We start from the raw sequence: 21996 nt of genomic DNA, 5'->3' as shown, positions 1-21996 counted from the left end.
GGATCTTGGAGAGACGTTTTATTAAATGAAATATATTATGAAAAAATTATTTTCAACACGTTTAAGTGTCATTTGGCTTTGCGTAATAGGATTCGGGTTATTGACTACATCATGTGAGGATGATCCCATTCCGTTGCGAGACCCAAACGGAACAGTGGGACCTGAGTTTAAATATACCTGGGCACAAACTGCAGACTCGTTACAGCTTTCTACCTATAATAATTATTTAGGATCTAATGGAACTTTTGTGCAAAACAATACCGGAAACAGTACTTTTCATTATTGGCCAAATGCACACGTTCTTGACGTTCTTGTTGACGGTTATTTAAGAACAGGTGACGAAAATTACAAAACCAAAATGAAAGCATTGGTGCAGGGAATTAAAGTTAAAAACGGAAATACCTACAACAATGTTTTTAATGATGATATGCTTTGGCTTGCAAATTCATGCCTTCGTGCTTATGCAGCAACAGACGATCAGGAATATAAAGAGGTTGCCGATTTTTTATGGGAAAGATTAAAATTGAGCTGGAGTGATGTTTTTGGAGGAGGTATCACCTGGAAACAAGATACACCGAAACAAAAAAATGCGGTATCAAACGGGCCTGCTGTAATTCTTGCTATGAGATTGTACGAAATTGATAACGATGCTGATGATTTAGAATGGGCTAAGAAAATTTATGCATGGCAAAAGAATAATCTTGTAGATCCTGTTTCTGGTTTGGTTTGGGATAATATTTCGGAGGTAAATGGCGAAATTGTGACTAATAAAGACTGGGTTTTTACCTATAATATGGGTACATGGATAGGGGCTGGTTTAAGATTATACAAAGCAACAAATGAGCAGACGTATCTGGATGATGCTGTAAAGTCAGGAAGATCGGTTCTAACGAGTCCTAAATTAGTTTCTGAAGGGCTTCTTAGAGATGAAGGTCAGGGAGACGGAGGATTATTCAAAGGTATTTTAGTACGTTATTTTACAGAGCTTACAGAACACCCAACGATTAACTCTACAGATACAGAGAAATTTGCAGCGTTCATGAAATTTAACGCACAATCATTTTATAAAAAAGGAATTTTAAGACCTTCGATGCTTTCCGGAAATAACTGGAAAGTAGCACCTTCTGCCGGAGGAAATGTAGATTTAACAACTCAATTGAGCGGTGTTATGCTAATAGAGGCAGCAGCCAAGCTTGATAAAGATGGATTTTTTGATTAATTAATTAAGTAGTATTTTTTTAGTAATTTGTAGTACCTGAAGGAAATAAACAGCCTTCAGGTTTTATACTATTTATCGGTTGACGAAATAGGATACAAAACAATGACGACATTAAAATAGCCATTGAAAAGCATTTTTGGCACTTTCAAAAAAAAAATAAAAAAGTATAATGAAGAATAAAATCACAATTATTTTTTTTCTTTTCATAGGGTTTACATCCTTTTCACAATGGAGCCCTCAAGGAGATAAAATTAAAACAAAATGGGCTGAGCAGGTAGATCCGAATAATCCGCTTCCGGAATATCCAAGGCCTATAATGGAAAGAACGCAATGGAAAAATCTTAACGGTTTATGGAACTACGCAATACAACCTACAGGCCAAACAGCGCCAAAAGGATACGATGGAAAAATACTCGTTCCTTTTGCTGTTGAATCAAGCCTTTCAGGTGTAATGAAAAAAGTTGGTTCAGAAAACGAAGTATGGTATGAAACCCATTTTACAATTAATGCGAATTGGAAAAATAAAGATATTTTATTGCATTTTGGAGCCGTTGACTGGAAGACAGAAGTTTGGGTGAATGATATAAAAATCGGAACACATACCGGAGGATTCACGCCTTTTAGTTTTAATATAACACCTTTCTTAAACGGAAAATCTCAAAAATTAGTAGTTAAAGTCTGGGATCCAACCAGTGACGGAACCCAGCCAAGAGGTAAACAAGTCAAAAATCCGGAAGGAATCTGGTACACACCCGTAACGGGAATTTGGCAGACGGTTTGGTTAGAACCCGTGAGCAAAAAACACATTAACAACCTGAGAACAACGCCAGACATTGATCGCAATACAATCAATATTGCGACAGAAGTTGAAGGAAGCTCGGTAGGAGATATTATTGAAATTACGGTATTTGATGGTGCCAAAAAAATAGCATCAGAGAAAGGCGTGGTAGGTCAGTCTTTAGAAATTCCTATTGATAACCCAAAATTATGGTCGCCGGATGCGCCTTTTTTATATGATATAAAAGTTACTCTTATCAGCGGAGGAAAAGCAACCGATGAGGTAAAAAGTTATTTCGCAATGCGTAAAATTTCTTCAAAAAGGGATAGCAACGGAATTGTGAGAATGCAGCTTAATAATAAAGATTGTTTTCAGTTTGGTCCTCTGGATCAGGGTTGGTGGCCTGACGGATTATACACAGCGCCTACAGATGAAGCATTACAATATGATCTTTTGAGAACAAAAGAATTAGGTTTTAACATGATCAGAAAACATGTCAAAGTAGAACCGGCAAGATGGTACACACATTGTGATAAAATGGGTATCTTAGTCTGGCAGGATATGCCTAATGGTGATGAAGGCCCGATCTGGCAAATGCACAAATATTTTGATGCGAATGAACTGAAAAGAACGGCACAATCTGAGGAAACTTATAAAAAAGAGTGGAGGGAGATTATGGACCATTTATATTCTTATCCAAGTATTGTGGTGTGGGTTCCGTTTAACGAAGCCTGGGGACAATTCAAGACTGTTGAAATTACAGAATGGACTAAAAATCATGACCCAAGCCGATTAGTAAATTCATCAAGCGGAGGAAATCATTTTCAAACGGGAGATATATTAGATATTCACCATTATCCGGGTCCAGAATTGAAATTGTATGACGCACGCAGAATTACAGTTTTAGGTGAATATGGAGGAATAGGCCTTCCGGTTACGGGACATTTGTGGCAAACAGATAAAAATTGGGGATACACTCAATTTAAAAATATTGAGGAGACTACTGCAAAATACAGAGAATATGCAGAGCAATTAAAGGTACTTTCTAAATCAGGTTTTTCGGCAGCAGTATATACGCAGACGACCGATGTAGAAGGTGAAGTAAATGGTTTTATGACCTATGACCGCAAGGTTGATAAAATGAATTTTTCTGAAGTGAATCAGATAAATAAGGAAGTTATTAATTCGATTCATAATTAATTTAAAAAGAGAAAAATAGTTTTCAGTTTATAAGCAGCAATCACATTTGACCAAATTAATATAGTACAAAATCAAATTATAAAAGTATAAAACAATGCAAAGAAGAAAATTTATCCAGAACACAGTTTTATTTAGCAGTTTAGCTCTTATCGACCCTACAGAAATAATTGCCGGAAGTAAAATGGTAAAAGATTTTCCTGTAGTGAGAGTTGTTAAAGGTAAAAGGAATTTTGAAAGTGAATTTATTGAGAAAACAATAGCAGAATTTCAAAAAAACGTAAAAGATAAAGAATTGGGATGGCTTTTTAATAACTGTTTTCCAAATACCCTTGATACTACGGTAACCTATTCGCAGAAAAACGGAAGGCCTGATACGTATGTAATCACTGGAGATATTGATGCCATGTGGCTGAGAGACAGTTCTGCACAGGTATGGCCTTATATGGCTTTTGCCGGTAAAGATGCAAAATTGAAAAACCTGATTGCAGGTGTTATCAACAGACAGACAGAATATATTTTGAAGGATCCGTATGCGAATGCCTTTTATAATGATCCGAACAAAAAAGGAGAGTGGACAACAGATCATACCGATATGAAACCGGGTGTTCACGAAAGAAAATACGAAATTGATTCACTTTGTTATCCTATCCGACTGGCTTATAATTATTGGAAAAACACCGGAGACACTTCTCCATTTGATGAAAATTGGGTAAAAGCCATTCAAACAACACTTCAGGTATTTAAAGACCAGCAGCAAAAAGATGGTAAAAATCCATACACTTTTCAAAGAACAACACAATTTGCTACCGATACAAGACCGCTAAAAGGTTATGGATATCCTGTAAAACCAGTTGGTTTAGTATGTTCGGCTTTTAGACCAAGTGATGATGCTACTGTTTTTTCTTTTCTGATTCCATCCAACTTTTTTATTGTAGCGAGTATGAAACAAGCTGCAGAAATGCTGGAAACGATTAAAAAGGATTCGGCTGGAGCCAAAGAATTAAGAGCTTTAGCTGATGAAGTAGATCAGGCGATTAAGCAATACGGAGTTGTTAAACATCCTAAATACGGAGATATTTTTGCTTTTGAAGTAGATGGTTTTGGAGGCCACTTACTTATGGATGATTCAAATGTGCCTAGTTTACTAAGTCTTCCTTATTTAGATGCCATTGATGTGAATAATCCAACGTATCAAAACACCAGAAAATTTATACTTTCAGAAGACAATCCATTTTTCTTTAAAGGGAAAGTAGCTGAAGGAGTTGGAGGACCTCACGTTGGGATGGACATGATCTGGCCAATGTCATTAGTGATGAGAGCCTACACCACATCGGATCCAAATGAAATAAAAGACTGTATAAAAATGCTTAAAGCCTCTCACGGTGATACTGGTTTTATGCACGAATCTTTTCATAAAGATGATGCTAAAAATTTCACCAGATCATGGTTTGCCTGGACGAATACTTTATTTGGAGAACTTTTGTGGGATACCTATCAAAAACATCCAAAACTACTTGAACTATAATTATTTATAATAAGTTTTAATTTTTATAAAATGATAAAATTCAACAAGAATATTGTTCTTGCAGCCCTTGCTATGGCATTTTGCAGCTATAATGCGGCAGCACAAAAATCCGGAGGAGGACCTGCAAAAGGAAAATATACCGCTTTAGTAAATCCGTTTATTGGAACTGCTCCTTTGCTGAACACCAAAATTATTGGATATACACCACCGGCAGATATGCGCGTATGGGCTGGATTGGTTTTCCCGGGTTCATCGGTTCCCAATGCAATGGTACAGTTAAGCCCCATGACAAAATACAGATCCGGTGCAGGCTATGAATATGAAGATAAAGAAATTTTAGGCTTTACACACACCAATAAAGGACATTGGAACCTTTGTCACATTCCGCTTTTACCAGTTCCTGACGGAGCAGTATTTCCGTTCAAATCAGCCTTTAGTCATGATCAGGAAAAAGGAAGCCCGGCCTATTATGAAGTGTATTTAAAAGATTATAATGTACACGTAAAATTAAGTTCGACTTTGCGTTGTGGCGTACACGAATATACGTTTAAAAATAGCAAAGGACGAAAAGTACTGTTTGATCTGGGTAAAGCAAATAATAATGTTGACGACTGGCAAATTAAGCAGGAAGGTGCAAATGCCGTAAGCGGTTTTCAGAGAACCGGAGGCGAAAAAATATATTTTTATGCCACATTAAGCAGTCCGATTGACAAAATAGATAGCAAAGATGTCGCTAAAAAAGGCGGTTATGCATTGGTAAATATAAAAGATGGAGATTCGAAACCCGTAACGGTTAAGATTGCTTTGTCTTTTGTGAGTGTTGATAATGCAATCGAAAATCTGAAAGCCGAAGTAGGGGATAAAAACCTCACTAAAGTTTTTGAAGAAGGAAGTACCCAATGGGAAAATCTGCTTTCTAAAATTCAGGTAAAAGGTGGTAATGAACAGCAAAATGTGATGTTTTACAGCATGCTCTATCGTTCCTTTTTGTGGCCGGCTTTACGAAGTGATGTAAACGGACAATTTACTGACGAAGCAGGAAAAGTGCGTAAAGAAAATTACCATTACTACACACTTCCTTCCTTGTGGGACGATTACAGAAATAAATTGGTTTTACTGAGTATTTTTTCACCGGAAGTTACCAGTGATATTATCAGCTCGATGATTAACGAAGGAGAGATTAAAGGTTTTATGCCAACATTCTTTCATGGAGATCATGCAGCATCTTTTATTGCAGGTTCTTACATGAGAGGTATCAGAAATTATGATGTAAAAAAAGCTTATGAATTGTTGCTCAATAACGCTTATAAAGAAGGAGGAACAAGACCTCATATTGCAGAATATATTGCAAAAGGATATGTAACGGAACAGGATATTAAAAACCCTGTCGTAGAAACCAAAGCAAATGCAGGGGTTACCAAAACCTTAGAATATGCTTATGACGATCATGCGCTTTCCTTATTAGCCAAAGAACTCAATGATACCGAACATTATAACGATTTGGTTAATCGTTCTAAAAACTACGCCAATGTATTTGATAAATCTTCGACTTTTATGAGAGGAAAACTGGCAGATGGTTCATGGGTTACGCCCTTCAATCCTGAATTTCCTTATTATGAATACATGTACAGAGAAGCAAACGCATGGCAGTTATCGTTTTTTGTACCACACGATATGCCGGGATTGGTAAAATTGTACGGAGGTGATAAACCTTTTGAAGCAAAACTGGATGAGTTCTTTACAAAACCATGGAATCCTAATTATATTGCCTGGAATATTTCTGGTTTTATTGGGCAGTATTGTCACGGAAATCAGCCGGATCACGAAGCGCCGTTTTCGTATTATTTTATAAACAAACCTGAAAAATCACAAAAAAGAATAGACGAAATATTAGAGACCATGTACGGAATCGGACCAGAAAAACTGGCGATGAGCGGTATGGATGATGCGGGCGAAATGTCGTCCTGGTATGTTTTTGGCGCATTAGGATTGTATCCTTTATCTCCGGCAGATCCTGAATATATTGTTACAGTTCCTATTTTTAAAGAAGTGGCCTGGACAACTCCGGCTGGAAAAAAAGTAACTATCAAAAACCCGAACGGGAAAAGAAATCTGGAAACGATAAAAGTAAACGGTTCTAAAATTGACAGTTATTTTATTTCGCACGATTTATTTAAAAATGGTGGAGAAATACAAGTGATAACTAAATAAAAGCAATGTATTAGTAAAGTATAAATTAAAATAACGTCCCTTTTTTTTTGGGACGTTATTTGTTTAAAAACGATTTTAAATGAAAACAATTAAACTATTGACGTGTCTGTTTCTTTTATTGCAATTAGGCAACAGCTATTCGCAGCAAAAAAAGTTTGAACTCCTTTCGCCAAACGGAGAAATAAAAGTTTCAGTTGCTTTAGAAGATAAAATCTATTATTCTATAAAAATTGGTAATGACGAACTAGCAGCGAAAAATCATTTAGCATTACATCTAAAAGGCGAAAGTTTAGGATTAAATCCAAAATTCTCCGGAAGTAAAACAGATAAAATAAACGAAATAATAAAACCTGTTGTTCCGCTGAAATTTTCATCAGTTTCTAATAATTATAATAATTTAGTATTAAGTTTTAAAGGAGGTTATTCAGTTGAATTTCGTGCTTTTGATGACGGAATTGCCTATCGCTTCCTAACAGCCAAAAAAGGAGAAATGGAAGTCCTAAACGAAGATTTTGCAGTTAATTTCCCTGAGGATTATCTACTGCATTTGCAACAGCCGGAAAGTTTTAAAACCTCTTATGAAGAATCGTATTCAAAAACAACGGTTAAGGATTGGAAACCATCTGATAAAATGGCAACACTGCCCGTTTTAGTCGATTCAAAAAAATATAAAATACTAATAAGTGAGTCTGATTTATCCGATTATCCGGCAATGTTTCTAAAAGGAACGGGAGCAGGAATTACGGCAACATTTCCAAAAACGCCTTTAGAATTTGGTCCTGACGGTGATCGCAGCGTTAAAATTTTAAAAGAAGCGGATTACATTGCAAAAACCGCTGGAACCAGAACTTTTCCATGGCGCTATTTTGTCATTACTAAAGAGGACAAACAGCTCATCGAGAACACAATGACATTAAAACTGGCTCCAAAAAACGAACTCAAAGAGGCGTCGTGGATAAAACCAGGACAAGCCAGCTGGGAATGGTGGAATGGCGCCACACCCTATGGACCGGACGTTAATTTTGTTTCAGGTTATAATTTAGATACGTATAAATATTACATCGATTTTGCATCAAAATTTGGTATAAAATATATCATTATGGATGAAGGTTGGGCCAATAGTACAACAGATCCGTATTCGCCAAATCCTAATGTTGACGTTCAGGAACTGATTCGTTATGGTAAAGAAAAAAAAGTAGGCATCGTGTTGTGGCTTACCTGGCTTACCGTTGATAAAAACAGGGAGCTTTTTAAAACTTTTAAAGAATGGGGAATTGCCGGTGTCAAAATTGACTTTATGGATCGCAGCGATCAGGTAATGGTTAATTATTATGAAGAGGTGGTAAAAGAAGCTGCAAAACACCAAATTTTTGTAGATTTTCATGGTGCTTTCAAACCTGCCGGTCTTGAATATAAATATCCTAATCTACTCTCATACGAAGGCGTAAGAGGAATGGAACAGATGGACGGATGCAAACCGGATAATAGTTTATATCTCCCTTTTATGCGTAATGCAGTTGGCCCTATGGATTACACACCGGGTGCCATGATTAGCATGCAGCCGGAAGTTTACAGATCCGAACGACCTAATTCTGCAAGCATTGGTACGAGAGCGTATCAGTTGGCTTTATTTGTGGTTTTTGAGAGTGGTCTTCAAATGCTGGCCGATAATCCAACGCTTTATTATCGCGAAAAAGAATGTACCGAATTTATCACAGCAGTTCCTACCACCTGGGATGAAACCAAAGCATTAGAAGCAAAAGCAGGACAATACGCGATTGTAGCCAAAAGAAAAGGATCAAAATGGTTTATTGGCGGAATTACAAATGGTGCCGAAAAAGAAAGAACGTTTACATTAGATCTAAATTTTTTAAAGTCTGGCAAAACCTATCAGGCAACTTCTTTTGAAGACGGTATCAATGCAGGTTATCAGGCAATGGATTACAGGAAAAAGAATTTCACAGTAAATAATAAGAATGTCATTGAAGTAAAAATGGCTAAAAATGGAGGATGGGCTGCCGTTTTGGAAGAAATTTAAAATTAATAACTTAAAAGTGTTGTACAAAAAAAAAGGCATATTTCGTATGCCTTTTTTCTATTGGTAAATAATCTACTTTAGTTACTCTTTATCTACTTTAGAATTGTTTTCCTCTTCATTATTAGGAATTACTTCGGTTTTCTCAATCTTGTTTTCCTGATTTTGAATGTTCTCCGGCTTTACAGTTTTAGTTGTTGCAGAATCGGATTTGGGATGTTTAAGATCTTCGATAAATTCTTCCTGATATTGATAAGGATTTTCATCTCTGGCATAATTATCAGGGTTAACAATCGTATTCTGATCTATATAATCAGGATCGGTTTCTCCAAATTCTGTTTTGTTTTCGTTATTAAGATTCTGTGGAGTGTACTCTTCGCTTTGAATATCATTGCCATCTACAAGCGTATTTTGATCAATGATATCGGGATCTGTCTGACCATATTCGGTGTTGTTTTGCTTTTCCATAATATTCTTTTTAAAAATTAATTATATTTTGTTGGCAGAGAATACTCCTGTCTGCCAAAGGGTATTTTACAAAGTTATTGCATTGATACCCTAAAAATTTTACAGAAAAATAAATGATATTTCCATAATTAATAGGTGCTGTTGTTAGAAAATACTCAGAAGTTTCTCTTTTTTCAAAAGGCAATTCTGTTTTTAAATATAAAAGCGAAACTGTAAGTAAGGCCAGATACAAAATCATAGAAAAAGTATATCCGTTACTCATTTGTGTACATGAAATAAAAGCTTAATTTTACTTTTTATACTATACACACCTTCAGGCTTGTCATTGCAAAATAATCCTTCCTAATTATTAAGACAAGTTTGATTGAATAAGGCATTTTAAGGGCCTCTTTTTTTATTTACTTAACGGATAATTTTATGTACAATTCTCTAAAATATATATTGTTGCTTTTTTTAGCATCATTAAGTTTTGTTTCCTGTAATCAAAAACAGGGTGATAAAATCAAAGTTGGATTCTCGCAAGCGATGACTACCGACGATTGGCGAAAGCAAATGAACAGCGCTATAAAAATTGAAGCTTCGCTGCGTCCTGAAGTCGAATTAAAAATTAGTGACGCTAATAATAATATCACGAAACAAATCGAGGATATCGAAAAATTTATCACAGATAAAGTAGATGTTATTATTGTATCTCCAATTCAGTCAAAACCCTTAACTGCCGTAGTCGAAAAATCGATAAAAGCCGGAATTCCGGTTCTGGTGGTTGACAGAAAAATTGAAGGCGAAAATTACACCGCGTATCTGGGAGCCGATAATATCGAAATCGGTAGAATCGCAGCCCGATATATTATTTCGCACAGTAAAGGTTCTGGTAAAATTATTGAAATTACAGGCGCAAGCGGTTCTTCGCCAGCTTATGAGCGCAGCCTGGGATTCGAACAAATAATCAATGAAAACAAGCGATACAAAGTCGAAAACACTGTTCATGGTGACTGGGAAGGCGAATCGGTAAAAGCACCGCTTAAAGCAATTTTATTACAAAATCCAGACGTTGAGTATATTTTTGCTCACAACGACCGTATGGCTTTGAGTGCCTGGGAAACAGCCAGGACTTTAGGATTAGAAAAGAAAATTAAATTTATTGGGGTTGATGGTTTAAATACCTTAAATGGCGGTATCGAGTTGGTTAAAGCTGAGGTTTTAGATGGTACGATTTTATATCCTACAGGAGGAAATGAAGCATTGAAATTGGCTCTGAAAATATATAATAAAGAGGCAATTGCTAAGAATAATATTCTCAATACCATTGTAATCGACAAGAATAATGCTGAAATTATCGAAAATCAAATGGATAAAGTCGATCAGCAGCAAGCAGTTATCGAGTCGCAGCAAGGTGCTATAAAAGTTCAGGAAAAAGAATATGCTTCGCAGAACAATCTGGTTCGATTACTCAGCTTTTTCTTAGTGATTATTTTGAGTCTGACGATTTACAGTATTTATTCGACCATTTCTATTTCAAGAAAGAAAAAACAGTTAGAGAGAATCAATCAAACGGTAATTGATCAGAACAATGAAATTCAGGAAATGGCGCAAATTGCAGAAAGAAGCAATACCGCAAAACTGAATTTCTTTACCGGACTTTCGCATGAATTTAAAACTCCTATAACTTTGATTATGAGTTATGTGGAATCATTAATAGAAAATGAAAAAATTAAAGGAACCACACTTATTGATGAGGTGAAACTGATTCATAAAAATTCAAACCGATTGCTCCGATTAATAAATCAATTATTAGATTTTAGAAAAATTGAAGAACAAAAATTTACTTTAAGGGCTTCAAATACAAAAATATATGATTTTACCAATGAAGTAATGACCAACTTTAAAGGTGAAGCAGCCCGCAGAAATATTGATTTTCAGCTTACCTGCAAAAACAAAAATCTGGAACTGTTTATTGATAGAGGTTTGATGGATAAAGTGTATTTCAACCTACTTTCAAATGCTTTCAAATTTACACCCGATAACGGAAAAATCACTATTTCGATTGTCGAAAATCAGGACAACACCGTTAAAATTAGTTTTAAAGATTCTGGAATTGGAATACCGGAAAATGAATTGGCGAATGTTTTTAATCCTTTTTTCAGGGCTTCAAATAACAATAAAAACAGTTCAGGAATCGGGCTTCATCTCTCCAAAGAATTTGTGCTTTTGCATCAGGGAACGATTGAATTGAAATCGAAACAAGGAAGCGAATTTGTCATTACGTTATTAAAAGGAAATAGTCATCTACAGCCTTCTGAAATGATTAATAAAGCCGAAAATATAAACAAAACGCCAAATTTAATATCCGATACTTTGGATATAGAAACTGATTTAAATGAAACAAACGTAATTTCTGAATCAGAAAAACATACTCTTTTAGTTATAGAAGACAATATCGATTTGGTTACATTTTTAAAAGCCAAATTATCTGGTGAATATGTGGTTCATACTTCAGACGGAAGCGATGCGGTTGAAAAAGCAATGGAAATTGTTCCGGATATCATCATTTGCGACATTAATCTGGTGGACAAAGACGGTTATGAAATTAGTAAAGAACTAAAAAAGGATTTACGTTCGTCACATATTCCGATTATTATTTTAACGGCGCAAAGTGATAAAGAATCTACTTTGAAAGGTTTGCAAAGTGGCGTAGATCAGTATCTTACAAAACCTTTTAGTCTTTCTATTTTAAAGCAATCCATTTCGGGTTTACTTTTCAACAGAGAAAAACTTCGTTATTATTACACCAATAATATTTATCGAGTTGAGCCTGAGTCCAAATTTGGCAATCAGGAACAGTCGTTTATTACTAAAATGAATGATATAATTACAACGAATGTCGAAGACCCCAAATTTTCTGTTGAAGATTTAGCCGATAAATTAGGCGTTTCCAGAGTTCAGTTGTATCGAAAGGTAAAAGCCATTATCGGAATTAATATCAGCGATCATATAAATAATGTAAAATTAGAGAAAGCAGCAGAGCTTTTAAAGTCGAATAATATGAATATTTCCGAAATTGCGTACTCGCTTGGATTCTCTTCTCCAAACTATTTTTCTACAGCTTTTAAGAATAAATTTGGAATTTCACCAAAGGAATACAAATCTTCTCTTTAATATTCGTTCAAAATAGATACAAAACAGGTATCAATTTTGAACCTGATGTAACAAAATCGAAACTACACGGTTTTCGTAAATAAATTTTAAAAAGCGTAAAGCCTTGTAAATAAAGGAATTGTTCTCAAAATATCAAACCATCAATAATTATAGAATTAAATTGTAACATCATTAAAAATAAGTTGTTTTTTTTGCGGATATCTTAGCGATAAGTTTTTAATACATCTACAATGAACAAGATATTGATTTGGTCTGTTACTGCTGCACTGGCAGGTTTTCTATTCGGTTTTGATACCGTAGTTATTTCTGGAGCTGATAAACAATTACAGCTTCTTTGGCATTCTTCTGATGCTTTTCATGGATCTGTTGTTATGGCAATGGCACTTTGGGGAACTGTTATAGGTGCTATTTTTGGAGGAATTCCAACGAATAAAATTGGTCGTAAAAAAACATTATTCTGGATCGGAATTTTATATTTCATTTCAGCCGTAGGTGCAGCTTTTGCCAATGATCCATTTGTATTTGCCGCTTTCCGATTTATTGGAGGTTTAGGCGTGGGTGCTTCAACTATTGCTGCTCCGGCTTATGTTTCTGAAATTGCTCCGGCTGACAAACGCGGAAGATTAGTAGCCTTGTATCAGTTTAATATTGTACTGGGAATTCTAATTGCCTTTATTTCTAATTACTTTTTAAAAGATATTGGAGAAAATGCCTGGCGTTGGATGGTTGGTGTACAGGCATTTCCATCCATCATTTATATTCTTTTTATACTTACGATTCCAGAAAGTCCAAGATGGCTATTATCTAAAAATCGTGATGAAGAAGCGCGTAAAGTGCTGTTCAAAATTGATCCGACAGCAAAGCTTACCGATATTATGGATGATTCAAGAGAAAATGGTGTTACCAAACACGAAAATATTTTCATGAAAAAATACCGTTTTCCATTAATATTAGCTTTTTTAATTGCGTTTTTTAATCAGTTTTCTGGAATTAATGCTTTTTTATATTACGCACCAAGAATTTTTGAAGAAGCAGGTTTAGGACAAAACACAGCATTATTAAGCAGTATCGGAATTGGGATTACCAACCTTATATTCACCTTAATCGGAGTAGCATTAATCGACAAATTAGGAAGAAAGTTGTTAATGTACATTGGTTCTATTGGATATATTATTTCTTTAGGATTGGTCTCTGCTTCGTTTTATTTCAATTGGGGAGGATTATCGGTACCTATTTTCCTTTTCTTATTTATTGCTTCTCACGCCATTGGTCAGGGGGCTGTAATCTGGGTTTTTATTTCAGAAATTTTTCCAAATCACATTCGTGCTTCGGGACAGGCTTTTGGGAGTTCCGTGCATTGGGTTTTGGCCGCGATTATTCCTTCTTTAATTCCGATGTTGTTTTCAGAAATTGGTCCTGAAGTCGTTTTCTTAATTTTTACATTAATGATGGTGCTGCAATTACTGTTTGTCATTTTTATAATGCCGGAAACTAAGGGAATATCCTTAGAAGTATTAAGTGAAAATCTAACTAAAAAAAATATCAAAAAAAATGAAATCAAAGAAACATCTACCGCTGGCATTTTATAGTGCAGCTGTTCTTATACTAGGAGCTTGTAAACCAAATGCGGCTTTAGCCCAAACAGCTACAGTTTCAACTTCTGTAGAAGAACAAATGTATCGTCCTAATTTTCATTTCACACCAAAAAAAGGCTGGATGAATGATCCAAACGGAATGTTCTATGCTAACGGTTATTACCATTTGTTCTATCAATATTATCCAGACGGAAATAAATGGGGTCCAATGCACTGGGGTCACGCCATTAGTAAAGATTTAATTAAGTGGGAAGAACAGCCCATTGCGATTTACCCGGATAAAGACAAATATATTTTTTCTGGAAGCGCAGTTGTGGATACCCATAATACCTCCGGTTTGGGCACTGGTAAAACAGCTCCCATTGTAGCGATTTATACGCTGCATGATATGACAAAAGAAAAAGAAAAGAAGATAGATGTTGAGCAGCAGGATATCGCGTATTCGAATGACAACGGTTTTACATGGCAGAAATTTGAGGAAGGAAATCCTGTCGTAAAAAATCCTGGAATTCGTGATTTCCGTGATCCAAAAGTATCCTGGGATGAAACGCACAAACAATGGATTATGGTTTTGGCGGCTCAGGACCGATCGCAGTTTTACAAATCGAAAAATCTTAAAAACTGGGAATATTTATCTGATTTTGGAAAAAATATCGGAGCGCACGGAGGTGTTTGGGAATGCCCTGATTTCTTTGAAATAAAGGTGCAGGGTTCTAAAGAAACCAAATGGGTTTTAATTCAGAGTTTGAACCCAGGAGGCGCTAACGGAGGTTCAGGGACGCAATATTTTATTGGAGATTTTGATGGAAAGACGTTTACTATGGATGCTAATTTTGCCAAAAAAGTAGAACAGCAAAAAGCCGTTTGGATTGATTACGGAAAAGATAATTATGCCGGAGTAACCTGGAATAATGTTCCAACTGCTGACGGAAGACGATTGTTTATCGGATGGATGTCGAATTGGGAATACGCACAAGAAGTGCCAACTTTTACCTGGAGAAGCGCCACTACAATTGCCCGTGAAATTCAGTTAACCAAAAAAGGAAATGAGTATAGCCTGATTAGTAATCCTGTGAAAGAAATTAATAAATATGTTTCTAAAACCATCAAAGGAAAAACCATCAAAGGAAAAGGAAATCTCTCCATTCTGGAAACAGGAAAAGTTGATTTGACGCAGGCGATTGTCAATTTTAAATTAAAAAACTTAAAACAAGACACTTACACCTTTACACTCTCAAACGTAGTCGGTGAATCTTTGACTTTCGGAATCAATAATTCTGATCATTATTTATTTCTGGATCGTTCTAAGGCAGGAAAAAATGATTTCTCAGAAAAATTTGCTTCAACCATTACCAAAGCAGCTTTAGATGGAAACCAAAAAGAAGGTGTTTTTAAAGTCATTTTAGACAAAACCTCTATTGAAATATTTTATAACAATGGCGAAAAAGTAATGACCGAAATCTTTTTCACAAACCAGCCATTTACAGCGCTGTCCGTTTCTTCAAACGAAGGAGTCGAATTGAGCAACCTCGTGATTAACCAATTAAAATTAAACTAACTTAAACCACTAACCTCATGAAAAGTAAAATTATTTATTTTCTATTTTTCTTCTTTCCAATGCTGATGATGACAGCGCAGGAAAGCGGAATTAAAGGAACCGTAATTTCGTCAGATGACGGATTGCCGCTTCCGGGAGCAACCGTACTCATTTCGGGCACCAATACCAGTACAGTAACAGATTTTGATGGAAATTTTTCTTTCGGAAATATAAATTCAGATGCTGTAATAGTTGTTTCTTTTATCGGATATGCTCCACAATCGATTCCTGTTAAAGAACAAAAAACATTCAATATCACTTTAAAATTAGATAACAATCAACTAAATGAAGTAGTTGTAACAGGATATTCTAAACAAAAGAAAACAGATATTACCGGAGCCGTTGCCGTTGTAAACATGAAGGAAGTCATGAAACAGCCGGAACCAAACCCAATTAAAGCGCTGCAAGGAAGAATTGCAGGGGTTAAAGTTTCGTCTGACGGATCGCCGAGTGGAGGAAATACAAAAGTAGTAATCCGTGGTGTAGGAACTTTAAACAATACTGATCCTCTGTATGTAATTGACGGAATGCCGACCAAATCTGGAATGCATGAATTAAACCCGAATGATATTGAAAGTATTCAGGTTTTAAAAGATGCTTCTTCAGCCAGTATTTATGGTTCCCGGGCTTCAAACGGAGTTATTATCATCACTACCAAAAAAGGAAAAGAAGGTAAGATGAGAATCAATTTTAGTAGTTATACTTCTTTTTCTGATTATTCAAGAAAGTTGGAAGTGCTAAATGCCAATCAGTTTGGGCAGGCTTTATGGCAGGCGAATATCAACGACGGATTAAATCCGAATAATAATAATTTGCGTTACCAATTTGACTGGTCTGTAAATAATAACAAACCACAATTAAACAAAGTTTTGGTTCCTGAATATTTAGATGCCGACCAAACACTAAAAGCATCGAATACAGATTGGTACGAGGCGATTTCTCAAACTGGAATAGCAAATTCGTATGATTTATCACTTTCGAATGCTTCAGACAAAGGAAACTATGTTTTTTCATTGGGATATTATGGTAATGAAGGGGTGGTGAAAACAACTGATTTCGAGAGAATTTCGGCCAGAATGAATGGTTCGTACAAATATTTTGACGGTAAACTGGTTATTGGCGAAAATTTCAGTTTCAATCGTACCAATGAAGTTACAGATCCGGGAGTTTTAGATCCGGCATTGCGTGCATTACCTATTATTCCGGTACATACAGTTGACGGTAAAGGCTGGGGTGGACCAGTGGGCGGAATGAATGACAGACAAAATCCGGTTCGTCTTTTAGAATATAATAAAGACAATAATTATGATTATTTGCGTCTTTTCGGAAATATGTATGCCGATTTGGAGATTATCAAAAACCTGCATATCAAAAGTAGTTTTGGTATTGATTATGGATTTTATAAAAAACGTACACTGCAAAGAAGCTACCAATCGGGTTATCTGCAAAACGATCAGACATCGGTTACCATGGACCAATCGGTAAGTGATAAATGGACGTGGACGAATACAGCGATTTACAGTTTGAATTTCGGAAAAAGTAATCTGAATTTAATGGCTGGAACTGAGATGTACAAAGATACTTTTGAAACTACAACGTTACGTAAAAATGACTTTTTGATCGAAACCCCTGATTATATGTATCCTGATGCAGGAACAGGAGAGTCATTTACAAGCGGAACGTCAACAGTATATTCCTTGTTGTCTTATTTTGGAAAAGCAGATTATGAATTCGATAATCGTTATTTGCTTTCAGCGACAATCCGTCGTGATGGTTCTTCCCGTTTTGGTAAAAACAATCAATTCGGAACCTTTCCAGCGGTTTCAGCAGGATGGAGAATTTCTAATGAAAATTTCATTAAAGATAATGCACCCGTTTTCTCCGATTTAAAATTGCGTGCAGGCTGGGGGCAAACCGGAAATCAGGAAATCAGCAACACGGCTGTTTATAGTTTGTATTTGGCCAGTTATGCAGGCGGAAGTCCAACCTGGGCAACGTCTTTTGGTACTGCTTATGATATTGCAGGAAACGGAAACGGACTGCTTCCATCAGGTTTCATCGCAACACAATCGGGTAATGATGATTTAAAATGGGAAACTACAACTCAAACGAATATTGGTTTAGATTTCGGATTATTCAAACAAAAATTAAGCGGTTCTGTTGATTATTACATCAAGAAAACAGAAGATATTTTGGTTCTACCGCCTTATTTAGGCGTAATTGGCGAAGGTGGAAATCGTTGGGTAAACGGTGCTTCGATGGAAAATGAAGGATGGGAATTTACACTGGGATATCACGATGAAACATCATTTGGATTGAAATATGATATCTCTGGAAATATTTCGGCAAACAAAAACAAGATTACACAACTACCTGAGGAAGTGAGAAATAATTATGGAGGTGACGGGTTGAACGATAATATTTTAGGACGTCCGATTAACTCTATGTACGGTTATGTTACGGATGGATTGTTTAAAAGTCAGGACGAAGTGGACAACTCGGCTATTCAGGAAGGAAAAGGCCTTGGAAGAATTCGCTACAAAGATTTAAACGGTGACGGAACCATTACTGATAAAGATCGTACCTGGATTGGGAATCCAAATCCGGGCTTGCTTTACGGATTTAATGTAGGATTAGGCTATAAAAATTGGGATTTCACCACTTTCTGGGAAGGAGCAAGTGATGTTGATGTGATTAATAATACCAAATACCAGACTGATTTCTGGAGTGTTGACGATGTGGGTTCAAACAAAGGAACACGTTTATTAAATGCCTGGTCTTTGGATAATCCAAATTCGACTATTCCGGCTTTAACGACTGTAGATAGAAATGCAGAATCAAGATTTTCAACGTATTATGTAGAAAAAGGAGACTATCTTAAACTGCGTGTTTTGCAGCTTGGATACAGTTTGCCAAAGGATTTATTGAAAAAAATCAATTTTGAAAGCTTTAGATTTTACATCAGCGGACAAAATTTATTGATTATTGATGCAAAAAGTTTCACAGGTGTAGATCCGGAGAATGCAGGATTTGGATATCCGCAGCCTACGACTTTTACAGCGGGTCTTAATTTTACTTTATAAAAGATTAAATCAAAAAACATGAAAAAATTACTATATATAACAGGGTTTTTAGTGCTGGGGCTATTGGCTTCCTGCTCCGATTTTCTGGAAAATGACCCGCGTGGTGTGTTGTCTGAAGAAGATATTGTAACACCGGAATCAGTAGAAGGATTTATGAATGCGGCTTATGCACAATTAGGCAATGACCATTATGATTCACCATATAGTTTATGGCCTTTTGGAAATGTTCGTTCTGACGATGCTTACAAAGGCGGAAGTGGTACCAATGATATTCAGAATTTTCACTTTTTTGAAGTTTCGAATAATATCAGACCTGATTTTGGCGAAATAGATAATTTCTGGTACATCAGTTATGTTGGGGTTTCCAGAGCCAATAAAGCGTTGAAAGCTTTGGAACAAATCTCTGAAGCCGATTATCCGCTAAAGAAAACACGTATGGCTGAAATGCGTTTTTTAAGAGGACATTTTTATTTTATGCTGAAAATCATGTTCCGAAATGTTCCGTACATCACGCAGGACATTCCGGTTGAAGAGTATAAAACGATTTCAAATAAAGCCCTTACAAACGAAGAACTTTGGAACAAAATTGCCGAAGATTTTCAGGCTGCAGCCGATAATTTACCGGAAACACAGCCACAAGTTGGCCGTGCGACTCAAAAAGCAGCGTATGCTTATTTAGCAAAAACACGTTTATATCAGGCTTATACGCAAGATGACAGTTATAAAGTAACAGGAGTCAATCAGCAGCATTTGCAGGAAGTAATTGCAGCAACCGATAAAGTAATTGGCAAAGCAAGTTTAGAGCCAGATTTTGCGAATAACTTTTTGCCGGGAGCTTTTGAAAACGGAGCGGAATCAATTTTCTCCATTCAATTTTCAGATAATGACGGAACGTTGTACGGAAGGTTAAATTTTTCAGATGTTTTGTCAACGCCTCAGGGATTAGGATGCTGTGATTTTCATAAACCAAGTCAAAATTTAGTGAATGCTTTCAAAACAGGAGCAAATGGTTTACCAGAATTTGACACCTATAACGATCAGGATTTTGATTATAAAAATATCGATGCCAACACCGTAGATCCAAGATTGTATCATACGGTTGCCATGCCTGGCTTGCCTTATAAATATGATCCTGAATTTTTATATGTTGAGGCCTGGGTAAGATCTCCGGGAACGTATGGTTATTTTGCTTCATTAAAAGAAAATGTGGCGCCAAGCTGTAGCTGTGTGGTAAACATTGATCCGTTTTATGGGAATTCTAAAAACAGAATCCAAATTCGTTATGCTGATGTGATTTTGATGCGTGCCGAAGCTTTGATTGAATTAGGAAGACATTCAGAAGCTTTACCATTAATCAATCAAATTAGAGAACGAGCGGCTCAAAGTACAGGAAGACTTCCGTATGTGGACAATTTTAAAATTGAAAAATATGTTGACGGCGTAAATTGCAACTGGACACAGGACTTTGCACGTAAAGCGATGCGTTTCGAACGCCGTTTAGAATTAGCCATGGAAGGTAGCCGTTTCTTTGATCTGGTTCGATGGGGTGTTACAGATGAGGTAATGAATGATTTTTATGCTGGCGAAAAAACAAAACGCAACTATTATCAGGATGCCTTTTTTGATGCGAGTAAAGAGGAGTATTGCCCGATCCCGTTGAAACAAATTAATTTCAGTCAGGGATTATACAAACAAAATCCAGGTTATTAATCTATTTATGAACAGCAACATGAGAAAATTTATATATAAAAATTGGTTCAAAGTGTCTTTGATACTAGCCATGTTTTTGATGATTACGGCCTGCGAAAACAGTTTTGAGAGTGGTGGTTTTGATGTCAATTCACCTTCTGATGTTACTTCTTTTAAAATAAATGGAGTAGCAGGAGTAATCGACCAGAAAACGGGAAAAATAAATGTCACGATGCCGTATGGTTCAGATATCACAGCGGTAAAACCTGAAATGATTTTAGAAGAAGGGGCAACATCCAATTTAGATGTAACAGTTCCGGCTAATTATTCAAATCCGGTAAAGTTTAGAGTGACAAATGGTAATTTGTACAAAGATTACACCGTAATCACTGTGGTTTTAAGTCCAATTAAGAGTTTTACAATTAATGGAGTTGCTGCAACGGTAAACGATGTTAGCAAAACTATTACCATGACATTGCCAGAAGGAACCGATTTAACCGCTTTAAAACCGGTGATTGCATTGACAGAAGGGGTTTCTATCTCACCGGCGTCGGGAGCTACGATTGATTTTACAAATTCAGTAACTTTTGTAGTTACCTCTAATGGGAAAAGTGTGAATTACACCGCAAATGTGGGTGTTCCGGTAAGTGGTTTGGTTGTTGCTTTTTTAGGTACAGCCGCAACAAGAGCTGAAATTACCAACATGGATGAAATTGCAGCTGCTGATTGGTTCTTTTCGACTTTTAGCGGAGCAAAATACATTTCATTTACTAGTATTGAAAACGGTACAGATTTAAGCGATGTTGATGTAATGTGGTGGCATTTTGATTCGGCTGCTAATTTACCGGCAATTGCTTATAAACCTGTTGTAACTACAGCTTTAAAAGATTTCAGATCGAATGGTGGGAACTTACTTTTAACCTCTTTTGCCTCTCAATACGTAGATGTTTTAGGAGTTGTTCCTTCAGGTAAAGGTCCGAATAATGTTTTTGGAGATTTTCCTCCCAACGGATTTGTAGATGGAAATTCTTGGGGAATGTCTTTTGTAGGTCACGAAAGTCATCCAATTTTTGAAGGATTGATAACCTATGAAAGCGGAAAAGCAAATCTATTGCAGGCCGGAACTTTCAGACTAAATCATACTGCCTGGTGGTTTGTGCCGGAATGGGGAGGTTATGGTAATGGAGATGGCTGGAGAAATCAAACCGGCGGAACCAACCTGGCTAGTGAAGCCTGGGACAATAACCTTGACGGAAGAGTTACCATTGCAGAGTTTCCAAATACAGCAGCTAATAAAAATGTGATCGTGATTTCGATGGGTGCTTATGATTGGTATAACGAAACCAATAGCAGCGGAGTACCAAGTCAGGCTAACGAATTTATTACTAATATCAGGCTTTTGACACAAAATAGTATCAATTATTTAGCTAATGATTAATC

General features: G+C 36.2%; 13 protein-coding genes. 11 read left to right on the top strand and 2 right to left on the bottom strand.

Features of this window, described 5'->3' with window-relative positions; genetic code table 11:
* Window positions 1–37: 37 nt before the first annotated feature.
* The 5 genes from GON26_RS14050 (at window position 38) to GON26_RS14030 (ending at window position 8971) form a co-directional block, all read left to right on the top strand.
* Window positions 38–1219, top strand: a complete 1182-nt coding sequence (locus tag GON26_RS14050; RefSeq protein WP_160375413.1) for a glycoside hydrolase family 76 protein — start codon at window positions 38–40, stop codon at window positions 1217–1219.
* 169 nt (window positions 1220–1388) lie between these two features.
* Entirely contained in the window at window positions 1389–3197 is a 1809-nt protein-coding gene (locus GON26_RS14045; protein ID WP_160375412.1) for a glycoside hydrolase family 2 protein, read from the top strand.
* A gap of 94 nt (window positions 3198–3291) precedes the next feature.
* The gene (locus GON26_RS14040) at window positions 3292–4722 is read left to right on the top strand and encodes a glycoside hydrolase family 125 protein (protein WP_160375411.1); all 1431 of its coding nucleotides are present in this window, start codon (window positions 3292–3294) and stop codon (window positions 4720–4722) included.
* A 30-nt stretch (window positions 4723–4752) separates the two neighbouring features.
* Window positions 4753–6933, top strand: coding sequence for a GH92 family glycosyl hydrolase (locus GON26_RS14035; protein ID WP_160375410.1), 2181 nt, complete (start codon window positions 4753–4755; stop codon window positions 6931–6933).
* 79 nt (window positions 6934–7012) lie between these two features.
* Window positions 7013–8971, top strand: coding sequence for a glycoside hydrolase family 97 protein (locus GON26_RS14030; RefSeq protein ID WP_160375409.1), 1959 nt, complete (start codon window positions 7013–7015; stop codon window positions 8969–8971).
* 81 nt (window positions 8972–9052) lie between these two features.
* Here the strand turns inward: GON26_RS14030 and GON26_RS14025 are convergent, their stop codons facing one another.
* Window positions 9053–9436, bottom strand: a complete 384-nt coding sequence (locus tag GON26_RS14025; protein WP_160375408.1) for a hypothetical protein — start codon at window positions 9434–9436, stop codon at window positions 9053–9055.
* Window positions 9437–9446: 10 nt separating this feature from the next.
* Window positions 9447–9698 carry a hypothetical protein gene (locus GON26_RS14020; RefSeq protein WP_160375407.1) on the bottom strand — a complete coding sequence of 84 codons (252 nt, stop codon included), beginning with the start codon at window positions 9696–9698 and terminating at the stop codon, window positions 9447–9449.
* A gap of 155 nt (window positions 9699–9853) precedes the next feature.
* Between GON26_RS14020 and GON26_RS14015 the strand changes: the two genes are divergently transcribed.
* The 6 genes from GON26_RS14015 (at window position 9854) to GON26_RS13990 (ending at window position 21994) form a co-directional block, all read left to right on the top strand.
* Entirely contained in the window at window positions 9854–12592 is a 2739-nt protein-coding gene (locus GON26_RS14015; protein ID WP_160375406.1) for a substrate-binding domain-containing protein, read from the top strand.
* Window positions 12593–12822: 230 nt separating this feature from the next.
* Complete coding sequence (locus GON26_RS14010; protein ID WP_160375405.1) at window positions 12823–14181, top strand: sugar porter family MFS transporter; 1359 nt, start codon at window positions 12823–12825, stop codon at window positions 14179–14181.
* Complete coding sequence (locus GON26_RS14005; protein ID WP_160375404.1) at window positions 14144–15745, top strand: glycoside hydrolase family 32 protein; 1602 nt, start codon at window positions 14144–14146, stop codon at window positions 15743–15745. The genes GON26_RS14010 and GON26_RS14005 overlap by 38 nt, the downstream gene beginning before the upstream one ends.
* 17 nt (window positions 15746–15762) lie before the next feature.
* Window positions 15763–18867: a SusC/RagA family TonB-linked outer membrane protein gene (locus tag GON26_RS14000; protein WP_160375403.1), complete on the top strand. Its 3105-nt coding sequence runs from the start codon at window positions 15763–15765 to the stop codon at window positions 18865–18867.
* Window positions 18868–18885: 18 nt separating this feature from the next.
* Window positions 18886–20577 carry a RagB/SusD family nutrient uptake outer membrane protein gene (locus GON26_RS13995; RefSeq protein ID WP_160375402.1) on the top strand — a complete coding sequence of 564 codons (1692 nt, stop codon included), beginning with the start codon at window positions 18886–18888 and terminating at the stop codon, window positions 20575–20577.
* A gap of 52 nt (window positions 20578–20629) precedes the next feature.
* Window positions 20630–21994: a DUF4960 domain-containing protein gene (locus tag GON26_RS13990; RefSeq protein ID WP_160375401.1), complete on the top strand. Its 1365-nt coding sequence runs from the start codon at window positions 20630–20632 to the stop codon at window positions 21992–21994.
* Window positions 21995–21996: the final 2 nt, after the last annotated feature.

This window comes from Flavobacterium hydrocarbonoxydans (genome assembly GCF_009789235.1).
Classification (GTDB): Bacteria; Bacteroidota; Bacteroidia; order Flavobacteriales; family Flavobacteriaceae; genus Flavobacterium; species Flavobacterium hydrocarbonoxydans.
This window is presented reverse-complemented; position numbering and strand designations above follow the sequence as displayed.

Excerpts from the sequence above, each read along its gene's own strand:
- GON26_RS14050 (WP_160375413.1), top strand. The coding sequence starts at position 38 with ATGAAAAAATTATTTTCAACACGTTTAAGTGTCATTTGGCTTTGCGTA.
- GON26_RS14045 (WP_160375412.1), top strand. The coding sequence starts at position 1,389 with ATGAAGAATAAAATCACAATTATTTTTTTTCTTTTCATAGGGTTTACA.
- GON26_RS14040 (WP_160375411.1), top strand. The coding sequence starts at position 3,292 with ATGCAAAGAAGAAAATTTATCCAGAACACAGTTTTATTTAGCAGTTTA.
- GON26_RS14035 (WP_160375410.1), top strand. The coding sequence starts at position 4,753 with ATGATAAAATTCAACAAGAATATTGTTCTTGCAGCCCTTGCTATGGCA.
- GON26_RS14030 (WP_160375409.1), top strand. The coding sequence starts at position 7,013 with ATGAAAACAATTAAACTATTGACGTGTCTGTTTCTTTTATTGCAATTA.
- GON26_RS14025 (WP_160375408.1), bottom strand. The coding sequence starts at position 9,436 with ATGGAAAAGCAAAACAACACCGAATATGGTCAGACAGATCCCGATATC.
- GON26_RS14020 (WP_160375407.1), bottom strand. The coding sequence starts at position 9,698 with ATGAGTAACGGATATACTTTTTCTATGATTTTGTATCTGGCCTTACTT.
- GON26_RS14015 (WP_160375406.1), top strand. The coding sequence starts at position 9,854 with ATGTACAATTCTCTAAAATATATATTGTTGCTTTTTTTAGCATCATTA.
- GON26_RS14010 (WP_160375405.1), top strand. The coding sequence starts at position 12,823 with ATGAACAAGATATTGATTTGGTCTGTTACTGCTGCACTGGCAGGTTTT.
- GON26_RS14005 (WP_160375404.1), top strand. The coding sequence starts at position 14,144 with ATGAAATCAAAGAAACATCTACCGCTGGCATTTTATAGTGCAGCTGTT.
- GON26_RS14000 (WP_160375403.1), top strand. The coding sequence starts at position 15,763 with ATGAAAAGTAAAATTATTTATTTTCTATTTTTCTTCTTTCCAATGCTG.
- GON26_RS13995 (WP_160375402.1), top strand. The coding sequence starts at position 18,886 with ATGAAAAAATTACTATATATAACAGGGTTTTTAGTGCTGGGGCTATTG.